The organism is Croceimicrobium hydrocarbonivorans (assembly GCF_014524565.1).
Taxonomy (GTDB): Bacteria; Bacteroidota; Bacteroidia; order Flavobacteriales; family Schleiferiaceae; genus Croceimicrobium; species Croceimicrobium hydrocarbonivorans.
The window spans coordinates 3,263,553-3,282,176 of record NZ_CP060139.1 but is presented as its reverse complement, the minus strand read 5'-3'; the positions used below and the strand labels follow the sequence as shown (position 1 = coordinate 3,282,176).

11 protein-coding genes are annotated in these 18,624 nt (G+C 41.8%); 10 read left to right on the top strand and 1 reads right to left on the bottom strand.

Annotated elements, in window-relative coordinates:
- Positions 1-113: 113 nt before the first annotated feature.
- From H4K34_RS14685 to H4K34_RS14640, 10 genes are all read left to right on the top strand, one after another.
- On the top strand, positions 114-1,568 hold the full coding sequence (locus tag H4K34_RS14685; protein ID WP_210758145.1) for a glyceraldehyde-3-phosphate dehydrogenase: 1,455 nt from the start codon (positions 114-116) through the stop codon (positions 1,566-1,568).
- Between the two features lie 646 nt (positions 1,569-2,214).
- Positions 2,215-5,727 carry a T9SS type A sorting domain-containing protein gene (locus tag H4K34_RS14680; RefSeq protein ID WP_210758144.1) on the top strand — a complete coding sequence of 1,171 codons (3,513 nt, stop codon included), beginning with the start codon at positions 2,215-2,217 and terminating at the stop codon, positions 5,725-5,727.
- Positions 5,728-5,854: 127 nt separating this feature from the next.
- Positions 5,855-6,418, top strand: a complete 564-nt coding sequence (locus tag H4K34_RS14675) for a hypothetical protein (protein WP_210758143.1) — start codon at positions 5,855-5,857, stop codon at positions 6,416-6,418.
- A gap of 143 nt (positions 6,419-6,561) precedes the next feature.
- On the top strand, positions 6,562-7,962 hold the full coding sequence (locus tag H4K34_RS14670; protein ID WP_210758142.1) for a 3' terminal RNA ribose 2'-O-methyltransferase Hen1: 1,401 nt from the start codon (positions 6,562-6,564) through the stop codon (positions 7,960-7,962).
- A complete protein-coding gene (locus tag H4K34_RS14665) occupies positions 7,952-10,525 on the top strand; it encodes a polynucleotide kinase-phosphatase (protein WP_210758141.1) in 2,574 nt (857 codons plus the stop codon). Before H4K34_RS14670 ends, H4K34_RS14665 begins: the two co-directional genes overlap by 11 nt.
- 335 nt (positions 10,526-10,860) lie before the next feature.
- Positions 10,861-13,125, top strand: a complete 2,265-nt coding sequence (locus tag H4K34_RS14660; RefSeq protein WP_210758140.1) for a choice-of-anchor I family protein — start codon at positions 10,861-10,863, stop codon at positions 13,123-13,125.
- Between the two features lie 166 nt (positions 13,126-13,291).
- The gene (locus H4K34_RS14655; RefSeq protein WP_210758139.1) at positions 13,292-13,966 is read left to right on the top strand and encodes a response regulator transcription factor; all 675 of its coding nucleotides are present in this window, start codon (positions 13,292-13,294) and stop codon (positions 13,964-13,966) included.
- The gene (locus H4K34_RS14650) at positions 13,963-15,258 is read left to right on the top strand and encodes a sensor histidine kinase (RefSeq protein ID WP_210758138.1); all 1,296 of its coding nucleotides are present in this window, start codon (positions 13,963-13,965) and stop codon (positions 15,256-15,258) included. The genes H4K34_RS14655 and H4K34_RS14650 overlap by 4 nt, the downstream gene beginning before the upstream one ends.
- A 60-nt stretch (positions 15,259-15,318) precedes the next feature.
- On the top strand, positions 15,319-15,780 hold the full coding sequence (locus H4K34_RS14645) for a PepSY-like domain-containing protein (RefSeq protein ID WP_210758137.1): 462 nt from the start codon (positions 15,319-15,321) through the stop codon (positions 15,778-15,780).
- A complete protein-coding gene (locus H4K34_RS14640; protein ID WP_210758136.1) occupies positions 15,770-18,187 on the top strand; it encodes a TonB-dependent receptor domain-containing protein in 2,418 nt (805 codons plus the stop codon). Before H4K34_RS14645 ends, H4K34_RS14640 begins: the two co-directional genes overlap by 11 nt.
- A 2-nt stretch (positions 18,188-18,189) precedes the next feature.
- Here the strand turns inward: H4K34_RS14640 and H4K34_RS14635 are convergent, their stop codons facing one another.
- A complete protein-coding gene (locus H4K34_RS14635) occupies positions 18,190-18,624 on the bottom strand; it encodes a hypothetical protein (protein ID WP_210758135.1) in 435 nt (144 codons plus the stop codon).

The window sequence follows — 18,624 nt, the reverse complement described above, 5'->3', positions numbered from 1 at the left end:
CTATCAATAAAATCCCATCCGCCGAAAGGCAAAAAGGCTTGATTAAGCCTTTGATAATTTGTAAATAGTCTACATTTGCAGCGTTTTTTTAAACCCTCTCAAATCACGCTAAAATGGCGCAGACAAACAATTATCAAGAATCTGTTGCTCAGAGAATTCAGCAAGAGAAACTGGCGGTTCAATTCATCAAAAACATCAATGATCTTTACTTAGATAAGGGCATTGAAACCGTGTTGTTCCGCAACCAATTGGTGGATCAACGTCCCAGCGAAGTGCTGAACCTGCATTCTTATGCTCGCAACATTGTAGGACAAAACATTACCATTACCGACACCGTAGCCCTTTTGGACGAATTGGTGCAAATGGATTTAGCTCCCGCCCGTATGGACATTGGCCGTTTGGCTAGTGAGTGGCTGAATGAAGGAAGCAATTTTGCCAGCGTTTCAGAATTCCTGAACAGCAAATTGGCCGACTTTATTGGTCCGGACAATATGGAGCGTACTACTCCTAAAGACGTGGTTCTTTACGGATTTGGTCGTATTGGCCGTTTAGTCGCCCGTGAGTTAATGGCTCAAGAAGGTATGGGCGAGCAATTGCGTTTGCGTGCCGTAGTAAGCCGTGGAGAAACTCCTGAAAGCTTAGAAAAACGCGCTTCCCTTTTACGTGTTGACTCTGTGCATGGTAACTTCCCTGGCACGGTTGAAGCAGACGTAGAGAACATGGCTTTGATCATTAACGGTCGTGAGATCAAATTCATCAATGCAGCCAAACCAGAGGATATCGATTATACCGCTTATGGTATTAATGATGCCTTGATCATTGACAATACCGGTGCTTTCCGCGATGAAGCAGCTTTGAGCCGTCACTTGCAAGCTAAAGGTGCTGCGAAAGTGTTATTAACCGCTCCTGGTAAAGGAGTTCCCAATATTGTACACGGTGTTAACCAAATGGATTTCGATCCTAGTGAGGTGAACATCTTCTCTGCCGCTAGCTGTACTACCAATGCCATTACTCCGGTATTGAAAGTAATCGAAGATGCCTTTGGCGTTGAGCGCGGTCATATTGAAACCGTACACGCTTATACCAATGACCAGAACTTAGTAGACAATATGCACAAGAAATACCGTCGTGGTCGTGCTGCTGCCTTAAACATGGTTATCACTGAAACTGGTGCTGGCGCTGCTGTAGCTAAAGCCCTTCCGGTAATGGCGGGTAAATTAACTTCTAATGCCATTCGTGTTCCTGTTCCTAATGGTTCTTTAGCCATCTTGAACCTGGAAGTTAAAAACGCTACCGATTTAGAAGGTGTAAACAATGCCATGCGCAATGCTGCCCTTAAAGGTGATTTGGTAGAGCAGATTAAGTACTCTATGAGCAACGAACTGGTTTCCAGCGACATTGTAGGTGAGTCTTGTCCTTCTATTTTCGATAGCCCTGCTACCATTGTAGATGCCAATGGCAAAAACATGGTATTATACGTATGGTACGATAATGAGTACGGTTATAGCCGTCAGGTTATTCGTTTGAGCAAGTATATTGCTCAGGTGCGTCGTAAAAGATATTATTAGGATAGACTTTAGATGTTAGACGATAGACTTTAGATCTTAGATCTACACTCTAAATTCTACATTCTAAATTCTACACTCTAAACTCTCTTAAAAATCCATCCCGGTCTCCGCAAGGAGGTCGGGATTTTTTTTGTTCACAAAAAAGCAAATGGCATATCATGCCCGCTCTAAAAGATTTTAATACAAATTAAATTACCTCATAATAGCTATTTATTGATCTTCTAATTTCCCTGATAATTCTTATTCAGAATAATCTCTCATTTCTCCCACACATAGCTACCTCCAGGCTACAAGGCCCTTGCATTATAATTCAAACCATTGTTTTCCAGTATCTTAAGATAAAAATCAAGCCAGACAGGCTATTTTAATCAGATATAATCTACTCCTTTATCGGTCGATTTATTAAATCATTAACTTATAGTAAACATTGATTTTACCCGTATTTAAAGCAATTTAAATCAAGGTAAAAGCATCTGTTTAATGAGACAAAGCAATGATTTACTCAAAGTGACCACTTATGAAGAATAAAGGACCACCCTAGGAATGGAAACAGAGAAGGAATAATCACGGAATCAGAAACGAAGAAGTGGTCAGATCTGCATTTCAATCCGATCGAACTGCTTCTTTTCAAAATCAAATAAAGAAGATGAATAAATTAAAGATTCTCATCGGAATATGGCTTTTAGGACTATCTGCTCTATTAGCCCAAAATGGTCCAACACCTTGTGGTAGTTCCATTAATTATGCTCCTGATCCAGACTATCCTGGATATACCCCTACCAAAAGGCTAAGACTGGTACTACATATCATACAAGAAGCGAATGGTAAAAGCAATTTTACTGCTGTTGATATGGCAGATCAAAGCGGTCATCCCCAAAGTGCTTATTGGCAAAACCTTATAAACTCATTAAATCGGGTTCATGCCAATCTAGCGGAGGAAAGTCGGCAAGATCCCGACCATCCCACGCCACATATGCTTGATAGTAGAATTCGCTTTAGCTTGTCCCCTCAAAATGTTGTTTATGATCGAGATCCCGAATTTCACAAACACTTCACCGATTCAAAAGAGGATCGCTTAAACAGTTTGTACAAACGTTTTGTGACGGACAATCCTAATTTGAATTTTAAAGAAAACGCCTTACATGTCTTTGCCTTTCCCCATCATTCACCCAATAATGAACATTGGGGTAGTTTCAATTCGAATCGACTTATTCTTAATGGATCCTACCAAGATTTTTTAGCAAATGGTATAAGTGCTTGGGCCACTATGACCGGTGCCTTAAATCATGAAATAGCTCATTGCATAGGTCTATTATCGCCCAATAGAGATGCGAACTACAATTGTGATCCTTTTCAGGATGATTTCTGTGATGACACCCCTTCGAGTCAAGCTCTAAATCCCTGCCCTTGTAATAGCAGTCCGGCTGCGGATGGACTTCCTTGTTCCAATAACATGATGGCTTCAAATGCTAGGAAAGATGCCCTTACCCGATGTCAGATTGGGCGATTACATTATGCATTAACCCATAACAATGCCCGGCATTATGTTGACTTTTCTGACTTCTGCAATTATCACGACAGGCCTTTAAGCTTAGCAGGTGGTAGCAATGAAGTATGGGAAAACCCGCGTTATTTAATAGGTGACTTAATTCTTGAGCCCGGCGCTAGCCTAACCCTAAAATGCTATTTATCCCTTCCTGAAAAGGCCGTAATTAAGGTAATGCCTGGTGCAAAACTCATCATTGATGGCGGTCAGGTTGGAAACATCTGCGGAAAATACTTTGATGGAATTTATGTTTTCGGAAATTCTCGCAGTAGTCAATCACCTGCAAATCAAGGCATGGTGATTCTAAAGAACAATGCCATCATCGAAAATGCAGTGGTTGGCTTAAGCTTTATTGGTATCAAAGGCAATTATCAAAATAGAACTTTGGTATGGAGTCAAACCGGTGGCTATGTTTTAGCGGAGAACAGCAGCTTTAAAAATAATTTAAAGGATGTTGAATTCATGAGTTACCACCCTAAAAACAGCCTGGGCAAGGAGGTTAATAATCGTTCCTATTTCGAAAACTGCAATTTTCTAACTACGGATGAGGCCCCACTTTCGGCATCTCAGTTTAAGGACCATATTAGTATGTGGGATGTGAATGGCATTCGTTTTAGTGGATGCAGCTTTAAGGAGGAGCGCAGTGCTATGCCTGCATCCGAATCGCGCACAGGCATCAAGGGTATTCGATCCACTTTCCAAATCGATCACCGTTGTATCAATCCATCGAACTGTATAAATTTTGACCGAAGCGAGTTCCTCGGTTTAAAACAAGCGATTGAAGCTCGGCGTAATGGCAGCAAGGGTTTAATTAAAATAGAACATACTCATATAAGCTGCTATAAAGGTATCTACCTCTTTGGCACCTTCGAAAGTTTAGTCCGTGCCAATACTTTCGAGATCGAGCACATTCCAATTCAGGCGAGCAATTTCACAGAATACCCTTATGGCCTGTACCTTGATGCTTGCGATCAGTTTAATACCGAAGGCAATCAGTTTAATGGTCACGGCAATGCAATGACTGAAGGCGCTGCCGGTTTGGTTATACGAAATGCGGGGGAGACCGATAATGAATTTTACCGATCCCAATTCCACGACTTGCACCTAGGATCTCAGGCTATCGGTATTAATCGACATAGCCAGTACCTAAAGGGTCTTCGCTTTCGTTGCAATAGCTATTTAAATGGATTTACGGATTTAGATATTCGTCAGTCCCCTATGTCGATATCTTCACTATTTGGAATTGCTCGTAACCAAGGCTTTAGGGCAACCCCCGTTCTTCTACCCAATAATGAGTTTAGTAATCTTAGTAGCATTCTCAATTTCAATATAGATAATGAAGGAGCCCAAATAAACTATGTATTCGATGGCCCAGCCAATCGCACTAATTTGAAATACCCCTATTCTATTAGTCCCCGGATACGCAGACTCGCCAAGGCTGGCCCTTCGGTCTGTTCCAATCGCATTTCTACTTATGGTAGTGATGGCACTCAATTAGAAATCGATTTGATGAATGCGAAACCCCTCCTTATTCAAGGCTTAAATCAAATGCAATTGCTTACAGATGGTGGCAATACGGATTATTTCCTGCAATTGATAGAAAGTGCCGTTTCCGGAAATGCTTTACAGGTTTACAATGACCTCCAATCGGCCTCACCCTTTCTCAGTAATTGGGTACTCGCTCAATTGGCTGTTTCTGAATATCCTTTTAGTCAAGAGCAAATTCGGGATCTATTAATGGCAAATCCACATTCGGCTCGCAATCCTACTCTAATCCAAAGCCTCCGGAACCGAAGCGATAATTTCCCGGAAGCCTATATCCTAGATATTGCAGGGACAGGGGAGCAATACAGTCTTCGTGATAGCCTTATGGAAGATTTAGCCAGAGTAGAATTGGAATACACTCAAATTCTAAATGAGTATATAGCAGGCCGAATGTTGGACAGCAATAACAGCACAGAAGCTTTACATTCTTACCTAAAACATCCTAGTCAAGCTTCCTTTCACTACCATTTGGCCGATCGCTATTTCGCCGACAAGAATTTTGTGAAATTCAATCAGGTAAAAGATAGCATCGCTCTAGCCTTCCCTTTAAGAGGGAGGGATTTAGAGTATCATCAAAGTTATGAGCAGTTGTACAGCATGCTATATAATTGGTTTTTACAGGATAGTGTTTTATTTAAAGCCGAAGATCACATCACGGAATTGCAAAACTTTGCTACTAGTCACAATCAATTACCTGCTGAATACTTTGCCCTATTAGCCATGCTTGATCAATTTCCCCTCTTGCATGATGTCTACATGCCCGAATCAGGACTTAGCGCCAAGCATAATCTAAGTTCAGACAGCAATTTGATTAAGGTAGAAGACAATACCCTTAGCTTATATCCAAATCCCGCAAATGAAAAGGTAGAATTGGCTTGGACCGGCAAAGGGCAGCCCTCAAATGTTCAAGTTTTTGAGTCAAGCGGACGAATACTATACCATCGAGAGTGGTCTGGCAAAGAGCCTTTACTCATCAACATTTCCAAATGGCCTAGTGGCACTTATTGGATACAAGTACAAGATGAGAGGCACGGTACCCTGCATCGTTCCTTAATTGTTAGTCATTAAAGTTTAACAGAAATCGTTCAATTCAACTTCAATCCCGGTTCTATATTGAGCCGGGATTTTTCTATTTTCAAAGCAATAATCCAATTCATTAAAGCCTAGAGCGTTTTAATGGAATAATGATCAAGATTTGAGAAGTCAAGAACACAGCATAAGGTCCAGCGGTAAGGCCTATCTCTACTTATCCCTCTTCTTGGTTGTGGCATTAAGCCTTTATGCCATTCTCCCCAAGCTAAATCCGCAATTTAATTGGGCTGGCATAAGTCCTGATCTAAAAGACCTAGTAATTCAAATTGAAAAAAGAGGTATTATTTCGGGGCCTGGCGAAAATGGCTCTTCCGCGCGAAAAGCGCACGATCAACAAAATCAACTAATGGAACATGCCTCTACCTACGAATTGACCTGTTTAAAGCAATATCCAAATGGTGCTATCCGAGGTCTTGCCTATCAAGGATTACTGGCTGCTGCAGACAATCCGAATAAAAGTCAACTCCTAAAAGACGCACTTGTGGATACTCTATATTCGGTGGAATATGTATCCGATTGCTTAGGCTTCGAACTTTCCATTCAGGACTTTTTGCTCAATGTTGTTTTTGAGGAGAAATATGGAAACCTATCCGATCAACAGCAATTATTGGTCAAATATCAAATTCAGCCCAGTGATCTAGATATTCTTCGTCGCTCCGATTACTAAAAAGAATCTTTTACTTTTACCTTCAGGCTTATTCTTTAGCCAATTACCTTAACCTGTTTTAATTTTAGAAAGCTTCAAGCCATTCTAAGCTTCCTTTTTAGACCCAAAATCTGCTTAGAACAGCTTCAATCGTTACTCCTCCTATGCTTTTAAATATTTCGACCACGCATAAGCCTGCTACGGATTTAGGCTTTTTACTTCATAAGCACCCTGATAAATTTCAATCCTTCGAACTGACCATTGGTCAAGCCCATGTTTATTATCCAGAAAGTTCGGAAGATAGATCTACCATTTCCTTATTGTTGGATATCGACCCCATAGATATGGTAAAAAAGGCGCGTCGTTTAAATGGCGCTGAATTCTCCCTAGGCCAATACGTTAATGATCGACCTTATGTGGCCTCCTCCTTTATGAGTGTCGCCATAGCCAAAGCCTTCTCCAGCGCTTTAAATGGCAAGTGTAAGGATAAGCCCGAACTAGTAGAGCAAGCCTTGCCTTTAGAAGTAAGTCTTGCTGTATTACCCGCAGCAAAAGGAGGTGAGAAATTGATTAAAAGCCTTTTCGGACCTTTGGGTTATACACTTGATATCCAGAACCATGCTTTAGATTCTAAATTCGAATCCTGGGGGAAAAGTAAATACTTCACCCTCCGCCTAAAGCATGAAATTCGCCTTCAAGACTTGTTGTCGCATCTCTATGTTTTGATTCCGGTTTTGGATAATGACAAACATTATTTCGTGAATCAAAAGGAAATAGATAAACTCCTGGAAAGAGGCAAGGGTTGGTTGGAAACACATCCTAAAAAGGACCTTATTATTAGTCGATACTTATTCAATTTAAAGTCCTTAACCCGAGAAGCTCTGGATCGACTAGACGATGACAAATCCTTAGAATCGGAAAGTGAAGAAATTGAAAACCCAGAGCTTAATATCAAAAAAGAAAACCTGCATCAACAACGCCTGGCGGCAGTAGTTGAACAGCTACGAGATTCGGGTGCGCAATCGGTTATTGACCTGGGCTGTGGTGAAGGCAAATTACTTCGCTTACTCCTCAAGGAAAAGCAATTTCAAAAAATTACCGGGATGGATGTTTCCTATCAATCCCTCAGTTTTGCCAAAGAGAAATTAGGCTGGGATGAAATGGCACCGGCCCAAAAAGCGCGAATCAATTTGTTTCAAGGGGCCTTAACCTATGAAGACCAGCGATTAAAGAATTTTGATGCCGCCGCCCTGGTAGAAGTAATCGAACACCTCGACGAAAATCGACTAGCTGCCCTTGAGAGAGTAGTCTTTGAAAAGGCTCAACCTCAAACGGTGATTTTAACCACGCCAAATGCCGAATACAATTCGCAGTACGATAGCCTTGACGCTGGCAGCATGCGACATCACGATCATCGCTTTGAGTGGACACGAGCACAGTTTGAAGAATGGGCCCAAAAAGTGGCTTTGAAAAATAATTATAGTGTTGAGTTTTTGCCAATTGGTACTGAAGTAGAAAACCTTGGCGCACCTTCACAAATGGGAATATTCACCTATGGAAATTAAAGTACCTGAATTATCTCTGGTCCTGCTGATCGGTACTTCAGGATCCGGTAAAAGCACCTTTGCCAAAAAGCATTTTAGCAAATTCGAAATTGTCTCCTCGGATGAATGTAGAGGCATTGTTTCTAACGATGAAAATGATCTTGCTGCCACTACAGATGCCTTTGAGCTTTTGCATTATACCGTAGCTAAGCGTTTAAAAAATGGCTTATTAACGGTGGTGGATGCTACCAATATTCAACAAGAAGCTCGCAAAGGCCTCTTGCAATTGGCGCGTGAATACCATTGCCTGCCCATTGCCATAGTTTTAAATATCCCGGAGTCTGTCTGTAAAGAAAGAAATGCTGAACGCGAAGACCGAAACCTGGGTAATCATGTCCTTCGTAAGCAAGGACAAGACTTAAAACGCTCCTTAAAATCCTTAAAGAAAGAAGGATTCAAACAAATCCAAATATTAAACTCGGTTGAAGAGGTAAATCAAGTTGAGGGGATAAGCAGAGCTAAACTCTACAATGATAAAAAAGACATCACCGGACCTTTTGATATCATAGGTGACATTCATGGCTGTTATGATGAATGCCTAGATCTCCTACAAAAACTGGGATATGAAATAAATGAGGTGGCGGATGATGGTCAAAACTTTGGCCTCCAAGTGCAACATCCTCAAAATCGTCAGGTAATATTTCTCGGCGATTTGGTAGATCGTGGTCCCAATTCGCCTGCAGTCCTAAAACTCGTGATGAGTATGGTCCACACCGGTAGTGCCTGGTGTGTACCCGGAAACCATGACATTAAACTTCAGAAAAAACTCAGCGGCAAAAACGTTAATCTGAAGCATGGCTTGGCAGAAACCATGGCGCAAATGGAAAATGAATCCAGCGACTTTCATCAGCAAGTAAAAGAATTCCTTTATAGCCTTATTAGTCACTATGTTTTTGATCATGGAAATTTAGTGGTAGCCCATGCAGGGATTAAGGAAGAAATGCAAGGCAGAGGATCCGGTGCCATTCGTGCCTTTTGCCTTTACGGAGAAAGCACTGGCGAAATTGATGAATTTGGGCTACCAGTGCGCTACAATTGGGCCTCGGAGTATAGAGGAAAAGCCAAAGTGGTGTATGGACATACTCCTGTACCCGAAGCAGAATGGCTCAATAAGACTATTGATATAGATACGGGCTGCGTATTTGGAGGCAAGCTTAGTGCCCTCCGCTATCCGGAAGAAGAACTGATTTCGGTACCGGCTAAAGAAGTGTATTGCGAACCCGTAAAACCATTCTTGGAAGGACCTGAAAGTCAATTGAACAACCAACAAATTGATGACGATCTACTCAATATTGAAGATGTTAGCGGGAAACGAATAGTTCAAACCCGCTTACGGAATAATCTCACCATCCGCGAAGAAAATTCTATCGCTGCCTTGGAGGTGATGAGCCGATTTGCCGTAAATCCCAAATGGCTGATTTACCTCCCCCCTACCATGTCGCCCTGCGAAACAAGTAATCAGGAGGCCTATTTGGAGTTTCCCGAAGAAGCGATTGACTACTATAAAAAACAAGGTCTGAAAAGTCTTATCTGCGAAGAAAAGCACATGGGCTCTCGGGCCGTAATCGTAATTTGTAAAAACGAGGAGGTTGCCAAGGAAAGATTCGGAGTTGAAGGTGAAGGAATTGGAGTTTGTTATACGCGAACCGGTCGAAATTTCTTCAGCCATCCCGACTTAGAAAAGGAATTTTTAGATCGAGTTCAAAAAGCTTTGGAGCACTCTGGTTTTTGGAATAAAATGAACACCGATTGGCTTTGCATGGATACCGAGCTAATGCCCTGGTCTGCCAAAGCCCAATCTCTGATCCAAGATCAATATGCAGCAGTAGGTGCCGCCGCCAGAAATGCATTGGCCGAAGTAGAGAAATCGCTAGGCTTAGCCCAAAAACGCGGCATTGCTGGAATTGATGAACAGCTTCAAAAAATTAAGTCGAAACAAAAAGCCGTATCCAATTACATTCACGCCTATCAGAACTATTGTTGGGAAGTACAAAGTATTGAGGATTACAAACTGGCTCCCTTCCATCTATTAGCCACGGAAGGTGCGGTTCATGTCGATAAAAACCATGAGTGGCACATGGACCAGATTAAGGAAATTTGCCTGGCAGACCCAGCTTTGTTCAAGATCACCCCCTACAAAAAAGTGGACTTGGATGATGAAAGTAAGATCGAGGAGGTAATCAAGTGGTGGATTGAGCTTACCCAAAAAGGTGGAGAAGGTATGGTTGTAAAACCCTATGATTTTCTGGCCTATGGTAAAAAGGGCTTAGTACAACCAGCTATAAAATGCCGGGGTAAGGAATACCTTAGAATCATCTATGGACCGGAATATGATACGGCCTACAATCTCGAAAGGTTGAAGAAGAGAGGACTATCTAAAAAGCGCTCTCTGGCCTTGCGTGAATTTGCTTTGGGTATTGAAAGTTTAGAACGTTTTGTTCGAAAAGAACCCCTACGCCGAACCCATGAAAGTGTTTTTGGGGTATTAGCCCTGGAAAGTGAAGAAGTGGATCCCAGACTTTAATTAAAAACAAACTTTCGATAAGTATAAATAACTTCGCCTTTTAGGGAACCTTATCATTTTCTAGCCCTAAACTCACTGTTAATCATGAGCCTAGGTTGCCATGGAATACCTTTTTGATGGAAATCAAAAAAGCTATTTTCTGCCAGTTTAGATGCTCAACTTGATATAAGGTTAAATCTCCCCTTCCCTAAAAGACAGCTTATTACTTAAATCTAGCTCGAAGCACTTAACCTTCGTTTAAGATTTCTAATCTATACTTCAAGCAGCCTTAACCTTAATCGAACACTAAGGGTGCATTGCCATAGGACTTTTGTGCTTTCCTAAACAATAGATCTATGAAACGAACAATTACTATTACACTTTGCTTATTGAGCAGCCTTATGATTCAGGCTCAAAACCTGATCGACCTTTCTCATTTAGCTAGCTATAAAAGCGGTGCTTTTGATGAAGGAGCTATGGAGATTGTAGCTTATAACCCAACTGCCCAGGTTTTATATGCCGTAAATGGCTACACCGATCACGTTGATGTATTTGACATCTCCAATCCTAACAACATCAGCAAAACCGATTCCATCGATATTACCGTTTATGGAGATGGCGCTAATTCTGTTGCCTATAAATCAGGTTACTTAGCTATCGCTGTAGAGGCCAACGGTTTTGATCAAAATGGTCATATTGTATTCTTCGACTCTACCCTTACTTTCATCGCCAGTTTGGAAGTAGGTGTTTTACCGGATATGGTAACCTTTAGCGCTGATGGCATGTACGTGCTAAGTGCTAACGAAGGTGAGCCTGATGATGATTACACCGCCGACCCCATGGGTAGCGTTTCCATTATCGATATTTCCGGTGGCGTACAGAATGTAAGTCAGGGCAATGTTACTACCCTTGATTTCACTCAATTCGATGCCAATTATGATCCTGCCATCCGCAATTTCGGTCCGGTAGCTGATTACCTGGAAGACCTCGAAAACACTGCTGACTCTTTAGATAACCTGATCATCGTTACTACGGCTGGTAATATCGGTTGGTACTATGATGATTACAGCGGTAATCACTACGCTGAAATGAATGCCTTTTCTGCGAGTGGCCCTACTACTACCTGGATGATTACTCCTGCCATGAACTTCACTGGCCAGGACTCGGTTTACTTCAGCTTTGAAAATACTCGTAACTTCAATGGTGGTTCTTTGGAAGTATTAATTTCTACCGACTTTGATCCCTTAACCCATACCGATCCTGCCAATGCCAATTGGGATACCATTACTGGCCATTTCGCCTTCTCTTCTGGCGGATATGCAGACACCAATTCAGGTCGTTTCAGCTTAGAAAATTACCTGACTCCAAATGTGAGCATCGCTTTCGTTTACGAAGGTGCCCCAGGCGCTGGAAACTCTTCAGTATGGCAAATTGACGATTTGATGTTCGAAGGTACCATGCCTCGTTTATCTCAAAACCTGGAGCCCGAATACATTGCTTTAGCTCCGGATAACAGCAAGGCTTTTGTAGTTTGTCAGGAAAACAATGCTATGGCGGTTATCGACTTAGCCAGCAAAAGCATCACTTCCTTAAAGCCGCTTGGTTTTAAAGATTACTCTACCGGCAACAATAAAATGGATGCTTCTAACCGCGCCAGCAGCATCGACATTCGCAACTGGCCAGTATTTGGTATGTACCAACCAGACGCCATCAAAGCTTTTGAAGTGAATGGCACTACCTACATCGCTACGGCCAACGAAGGCGACTCTCGCGACTATGATTTCTACAGCGAAGAAGAGCGTGTTAAAGACCTTACATTAGATGCTACTGCCTTCCCAAATGCTGCTAACCTGCAAATGGAAGACAGCTTAGGTCGCTTAAATATTACCACCTCATTAGGGGATACGGATGGCGACGGAGACTATGACGAATTATACTCTTACGGAGGTCGTGGTTTCTCCATTTGGGATGAGAACATGAACCTGATCTGGGATAGTGAAGATCAATTCGCTCAGACTTTATTCAGCTTGTACCCCAATGAGTTCAACTCTAATAATGATGATAATAGCTCCTTAAAATCTCGTTCTGATGATAAGGCTTCCGAGCCTGAAGCGATCGAAATTGCGGTAATCAACGGATTTACCATTGCCTTTGTAGGTTTAGAGCGCATGGGTGGAATCATGGTTTATGATATTACTGACCCTAGCAACCCAAGCTTCATTAGCTACTTCCTACACCGTGACTTTAGCGTATCTGCTGATGATATCAATGCCGGTGATTTAGGTCCTGAAGACATCAAGTTTATCCCCGCCGCCCAAAGTCCAAACGGTGAAAACTTATTAGCCATTGCCAACGAAGTATCCGGAACCCTTTCCTTATACAGCATTGGTGGTACCATCGGATTAAATGAAGAAGAGCGTGCTTTAAGCTTACAAGCTTATCCTAACCCGAGCAACGGCTTAGTACAGTTTAGTCAGGAGATCGAAGGTGGTAAACTTTACAACCTGAATGGTCAAATGGTGATGAACATCGAAGGAAACAAAGCCGACTTAAGCGCTTTACCTAGCGGAATCTACCAATTGGTATCAGCTCAAGGAAAACTTCAGATTTTAAAGAAATAAGGCTTTTTAGTCGACCGAACAACATTATAGAATCCCGATTCAGGCGCAAGCTTGGGTCGGGATTTTTGATTTATAGAGCTGGCCCATTTTAAAATTACCTTTGAATAGTCATTGAGGGCGGGAGCAAATTCTATATTCCTTCCAATTTGATTTATTCTATTGCAGCATGAAAATCTTAATCATCGAAGACGAAAGGGAATTAGCACAGGATATGAGCAGTTTCCTGACCCATGAAGATTATCGCTGCGAAATTGCTCCGGATTTTCCGACTGCCTGGGACAAGATTCACGACTATGAATACGATTGCATTCTACTGGATTTAATGCTTCCGGGAGGAGATGGCTTAAAAATCCTGGAGGAATTAAAGGCACTTAATCGCAGTGAAGGAGTGATAATCATATCCGCTAAAAATGCCCTCGATGATAAGATTAGAGGCCTAAAGCTTGGCGCCGATGATTACCTCGCTAAGCCCTTTCATCAAGCCGAATTAGCAGCTCGGGTAGAGTCCATTATACGCCGCAAACAATTTGACAGTCAAAATAAAATTCAATTTCAAGAGCTATCCATAGACCTAAATGCTAAAAGTGTAAGGGTACACGAAATTGAAGTGATTCTCACTCGAAAAGAATACAACCTGCTTCTGTTCTTCTTAGGAAATAAAGGTCGGGTACTTTCTAAAGCGGCTTTGGCCGAGCACCTGTCCGGCGATTTTGCCGATATGTTCGATAGTCATGATTTTGTTTATGCCCACGTAAAAAACTTGAAGCGCAAATTAAAAGAGGCCGGCTACGGCAATTATATCCAAACCATCTATGGAACCGGCTATAAATGGGAAGCATGAACAGATTACTACACAAACCGCTTAAGGCCTTTGCTCTCTATGCCCTGATTCTTCTCCTTGGCAGTATTCCAGTTTATGTTTTGGTAATGGATCATATCTGGAATAATGAGCTGGATGAAAACAATAAGCTGCGACTGGAATTCATTAAATCCCAATTAGATAAAGGTCATTTTAATGAAAGTGAACTCAATAAGGTCATTGAAAATTGGGCCATCCTTCAGCCCGATATTCGGATTGAAAAATTGGAAAAACCGCAACCTTTTGAAGATCGCTATTACAGCATTGAAAGGCCCAGCATTTTAGAGCCGGAAGATGAAGATCTGGAACGCTTTCGCGGATTGGAATCCTATTTCGAATTAGAGAAGCGAGCTTACCGAATTCGTATTGAAACCAATATTGAGGAACTGGATGAAACCTTTGCGGTGATTAGCCTTATCACCCTTAGCTTTCTGGTGATTATGGTGATAGGTTTTGTATTGCTTAATCGTAAAATCACCAAACAAAGCTGGCGCCCATTTTACCAAAGCCTGCAAGCATTAAAAAGCTTTGAGCTCAGTAAAGGACAAAAAATAGAGCTTCCCGAAACCGATATTTTGGAGTTTCAGGAACTTCATCATTCCATTGAAGAAATGGCAGCAAAGGCCTTGGCTAGCTATCAACAGCAAAAATCTTTTATTGAAAATGCCTCTCATGAGCTGCAAACTCCGCTGGCCCTGCTTAAATCCAAAATTGATCTCTTAAGCCAGAAAACCGAAATGAGTCATGAAGTCCGGGAATTAATATCTGCCATTAATGCCCCCATGGCCAGACTTAGTCGTATTAACAAAAACCTCCTGGTTTTGGCCAAGGTAGAAAGTGATCAATTTCAATCCGATCAAAATATCAATTTAAAGCAGGTCATCGATAATGCCCTTTTGCTTTTTGAGGATTATTTGGATGATAAAGAGCTTCAATGTCATTTTGATGATTCCGAATCTACCCCGCTCCAATGTGATCCATTCTTAATCGAAACACTTATCCAAAACCTACTTTCCAATGCCATACGGCACAGTAAAAATGGCTCAGAAATCTGGATAAGGCTGCAAGGGTCTCAATTGAAAATCGCCAATGAAGGCCAGGAAAGTCTGGATACGGAAAAACTCTTTCAACGTTTCTCGCGCAACAATTCTTCAGATAAAGTAAGCAGCGGCTTAGGCTTGGCGATTGTTAAAGAGATTGCCCATAAATACCAATGGCAGGTGAGCTATAGTTTTGAATCATCCAGGCATATCTTCCGCCTCGACTTTTCTTAAAATTCCAATTTTCTTCCAAATCCAACCTGAAGTTTGGACTGTAATTTAATCCATGCAATTATGAAGAAAGTAATTTTAAGCACTGCCTTCCTTATGGGAACAGTGGTCTTCGGCTACGGCCAGAAATCGGATTCAATGAAGGTACCGGATGCAGTACAAAGTGCCTTTAAAATCAAATTCCCGGAAGCCACTAAAGTGGAATGGGAAAAAGAATCTACGGATGAATGGGAAGCTGAATTCAAATGGAATGGCAAGGAATATTCCGCTAATTTCAAATCCGACGGGCAATGGTTGGAGACCGAATATGAAATAAAGAAAAGTGAGGTTCCCAAATCTATATTGGCGCATTTGGATGCTGCCTATTCCGACTACGATTTGGAAGAAGTAGAAAGAGTAGAAACCGCCGATGGCTGGGCCTATGAGATTGAAATTGAAGTGAATGATGAAGAATGGGAAGTCCTCGTCAATGAAAAAGGCATCATAAAACAAAGTCAAGAAAGCGAAGAAGAAGATGATGATTAGAACCCTAAGAACTTTTAGTCTCTTACTGCTCTTATTACCCCTGGGCCTTCGGGCCCAGGTAAGCTTGGTGAATCTATCAGGGACCGTGAAATCCGAAAAAAATCAAGAGCTCCTTCCCTTCGTAAATATTCAATTGCTTAGTCCCGCTGATTCGAGCTTCCTGAGTGGCACCATAACAGATGAGCAAGGCCTTTTCAATTTAAGCGACATTGCACCGGGAAAATACTTGCTTTCACTTTCCTTTATTGGATTTAAGGGCCTGTATAAGGAACTTTATATTGGTTCCAATTCCGCCTATTTGGATTTGGGGGCCCTATATCTAAAGGAGGATAATGAGCAATTAGAGGAAGTGGTGGTTTCAGCGCGCAAAGAAGCACTCAGCGCCAAAATGGATAAGAAAACCTACCTCCCCGAAGATAATCTGAGTCAGAGCGGTGGTAGTGTTTTGCAAACTCTTAGTCAATTGCCAGGGATTAGCACCCAGGAGGGGGAAATTCAATTGCGAGGCAGTAATCAAGTGATGGTCCTAATTGATGGCAAACAGACGGCGATTACTGGCTTTGGCAAGCAGAATGGTCTGGATAATATTCCGGCTTCTGCCATCGAAAAGATTGAAATCATTAATAATCCTTCCGCTCAATATGATGCCAATGGAAATGCTGGTATCATTAACATTATTCTTAAGAAGCAAGATGCCAGCGGTTTAAATGGACAAGCAGGCCTGAGTTCCGGATTGGGTGCATTATGGGTACGCAAGGAAAACCTTCCTGGTATTAGGCCTCAATATCAAGCTACCCCGAAAATTAACCCTAGCATAGCGCTGAACTATCGTAAGAACAAGATGAATCTTTTCCTTCAGGCAGATCATCTTTATACCGAAAGTTTGAACCGAAACGAATTCGTAAACCGAAGCTATGATGATGGCACTCAGATCGATCAGCAATTAAAACGAAATCGCAATACCCATTTTTTCACTTCGAAGGCAGGATTGGATTATCAATTGGATGGCAGTAATAGTTTCAGCCTGGCTACCTATTTCAGTAGAAAAAGCATTAAAGATTATGGGGATCAACCTTTCTTTAATGGCAGAACTGGTGAAAATTTACGCCTATGGCAATTCCTGGAAGATGAAGTTCTAACTGCCATCATGGGTTCCTTAGACTACGAACATAAATTTCCGGAACCCGGGCATCTCCTTAAAGTTGGCTATCGCTATAGTTTCGACCGAGAAGATGAAAGCTATTTCTTCGATAATAAACTGCCGAGCTATCAAAGCAAGGAATCATTCCATCTCATTGCGGATCAGAAAGTATCCGATTTCAATTTAGATTATCAAAGGCCTTTACAACATGGCCTTTTGGAAACGGGACTAAAATTTAGACAGCGAATTATCCCTACCAATATGCAGTTTAATCCTTCTGCTCAACATTCTGTTTTGGATGCAGGTGCGGATGGCATTGCTACTTACCGTGAGACCATTCCTGCGCTCTACGGAAACCTGAATTATGAGATTCAAGACTGGGAGGCAGAACTAGGTTTAAGGCTGGAATATGTGGATTTATACTATGAGGTAAGCCCGGGACATAATACCTATAAAAGTGATGGCTATCAATATTTACAACCTTTCCCCAATGCGCGCATCGCCTATAAAATTTCGGATAGGGATAAATTGAGTTTATTCTTCAATCGCCGGGTGGATCGCCCAGATGAAGTGGACATTCGCATTTTCCCAAAATATGATGACGCGGAAATCATTAAGGTGGGAAATCCCGCCCTGAAACCTCAATTCACCAATAGCTTGGAACTCGGCTATAAGCATGCCTGGGAAAAAGGTTCTATCTACAGCGCTGCTTACCATCGAATGTCTAAGGCTCAGATAAGTCGAATAGCGATTCAATCCGATACCTCAAATTTGATTTACAATATCTCCCAAAATACGGGTACTGCCTTTAACAGTGGAATTGAACTGGATTTGAATCAAAAACTAAGTAAATGGCTGAGGCTGAATGCCAACCTTAATCTGTATTATAATCAAATTTCGGCCTTTACAGTGCTTAATCGCTACCCTAAATTGAGCTATTACAGTGCACCGGCCCAAGATTTACTATCCGGAAATTTCAAACTGAACATCAATTTCAAACTGGGTCAATTTACTGATCTGCAGATCAGCAGCATTTACTTGGCACCAGATATTATTCCTCAAGGTAAAATTGATGCACGTTATTCACTCAATTTCGGTTTAAGCCGCAGGCTTCAAAAAGGTAAAGGAGAGTTCTTCATCAATGCTACGGATTTACTCAATACCATGGTGATTCGTCAAGAAATAAACGCCGATGGATTCAAATACAGCAGTGCCAATTACTATGAAACACAAGTAATACGGATTGGTTACAAGTATAAGTTTTAGGCTTATTTCTTTGGACTGAGACGCATGCTGTCTCGACGCGTCAATTTCTTGATGTATTCTAATTTGCGGAAACGCAAAGCACTCCAATCCTCATCAATGGCGATCTGACGCACTGGTTCCATATTGTACTGTCCAATATGGTTCCATCCAGAATCGCGGGTGATCTCGCTTTTAAAACGCTTGCTGCTTTTCTTCGGATAGGCAAACCAAAGCGGTGCATCCCCCTCCATTAATGGGCAAAGCTTATCGATCCATTGATTCAGATCCTCTTGCTTCTGCACAAAAATGAAAGCAAAGTTTAAAGCTGAATCATGATCCTGGGCAACAGACTCCTCAATCCAATCCTTAAATGTATCAAGCAAAGTATCAGGCACATTGGCCAATAGCAAAGGGCTTTCCCCCTTATAAGACATCTTCTTTAGTAAGGCCGAATCCAT

Excerpts from the sequence above, each read along its gene's own strand:
- H4K34_RS14685 (WP_210758145.1), top strand. The coding sequence starts at position 114 with ATGGCGCAGACAAACAATTATCAAGAATCTGTTGCTCAGAGAATTCAG.
- H4K34_RS14680 (WP_210758144.1), top strand. The coding sequence starts at position 2,215 with ATGAATAAATTAAAGATTCTCATCGGAATATGGCTTTTAGGACTATCT.
- H4K34_RS14670 (WP_210758142.1), top strand. The coding sequence starts at position 6,562 with ATGCTTTTAAATATTTCGACCACGCATAAGCCTGCTACGGATTTAGGC.
- H4K34_RS14665 (WP_210758141.1), top strand. The coding sequence starts at position 7,952 with ATGGAAATTAAAGTACCTGAATTATCTCTGGTCCTGCTGATCGGTACT.
- H4K34_RS14660 (WP_210758140.1), top strand. The coding sequence starts at position 10,861 with ATGAAACGAACAATTACTATTACACTTTGCTTATTGAGCAGCCTTATG.
- H4K34_RS14655 (WP_210758139.1), top strand. The coding sequence starts at position 13,292 with ATGAAAATCTTAATCATCGAAGACGAAAGGGAATTAGCACAGGATATG.
- H4K34_RS14650 (WP_210758138.1), top strand. The coding sequence starts at position 13,963 with ATGAACAGATTACTACACAAACCGCTTAAGGCCTTTGCTCTCTATGCC.
- H4K34_RS14645 (WP_210758137.1), top strand. The coding sequence starts at position 15,319 with ATGAAGAAAGTAATTTTAAGCACTGCCTTCCTTATGGGAACAGTGGTC.
- H4K34_RS14640 (WP_210758136.1), top strand. The coding sequence starts at position 15,770 with ATGATGATTAGAACCCTAAGAACTTTTAGTCTCTTACTGCTCTTATTA.
- H4K34_RS14635 (WP_210758135.1), bottom strand. The coding sequence starts at position 18,624 with ATGGATTCGGCCTTACTAAAGAAGATGTCTTATAAGGGGGAAAGCCCT.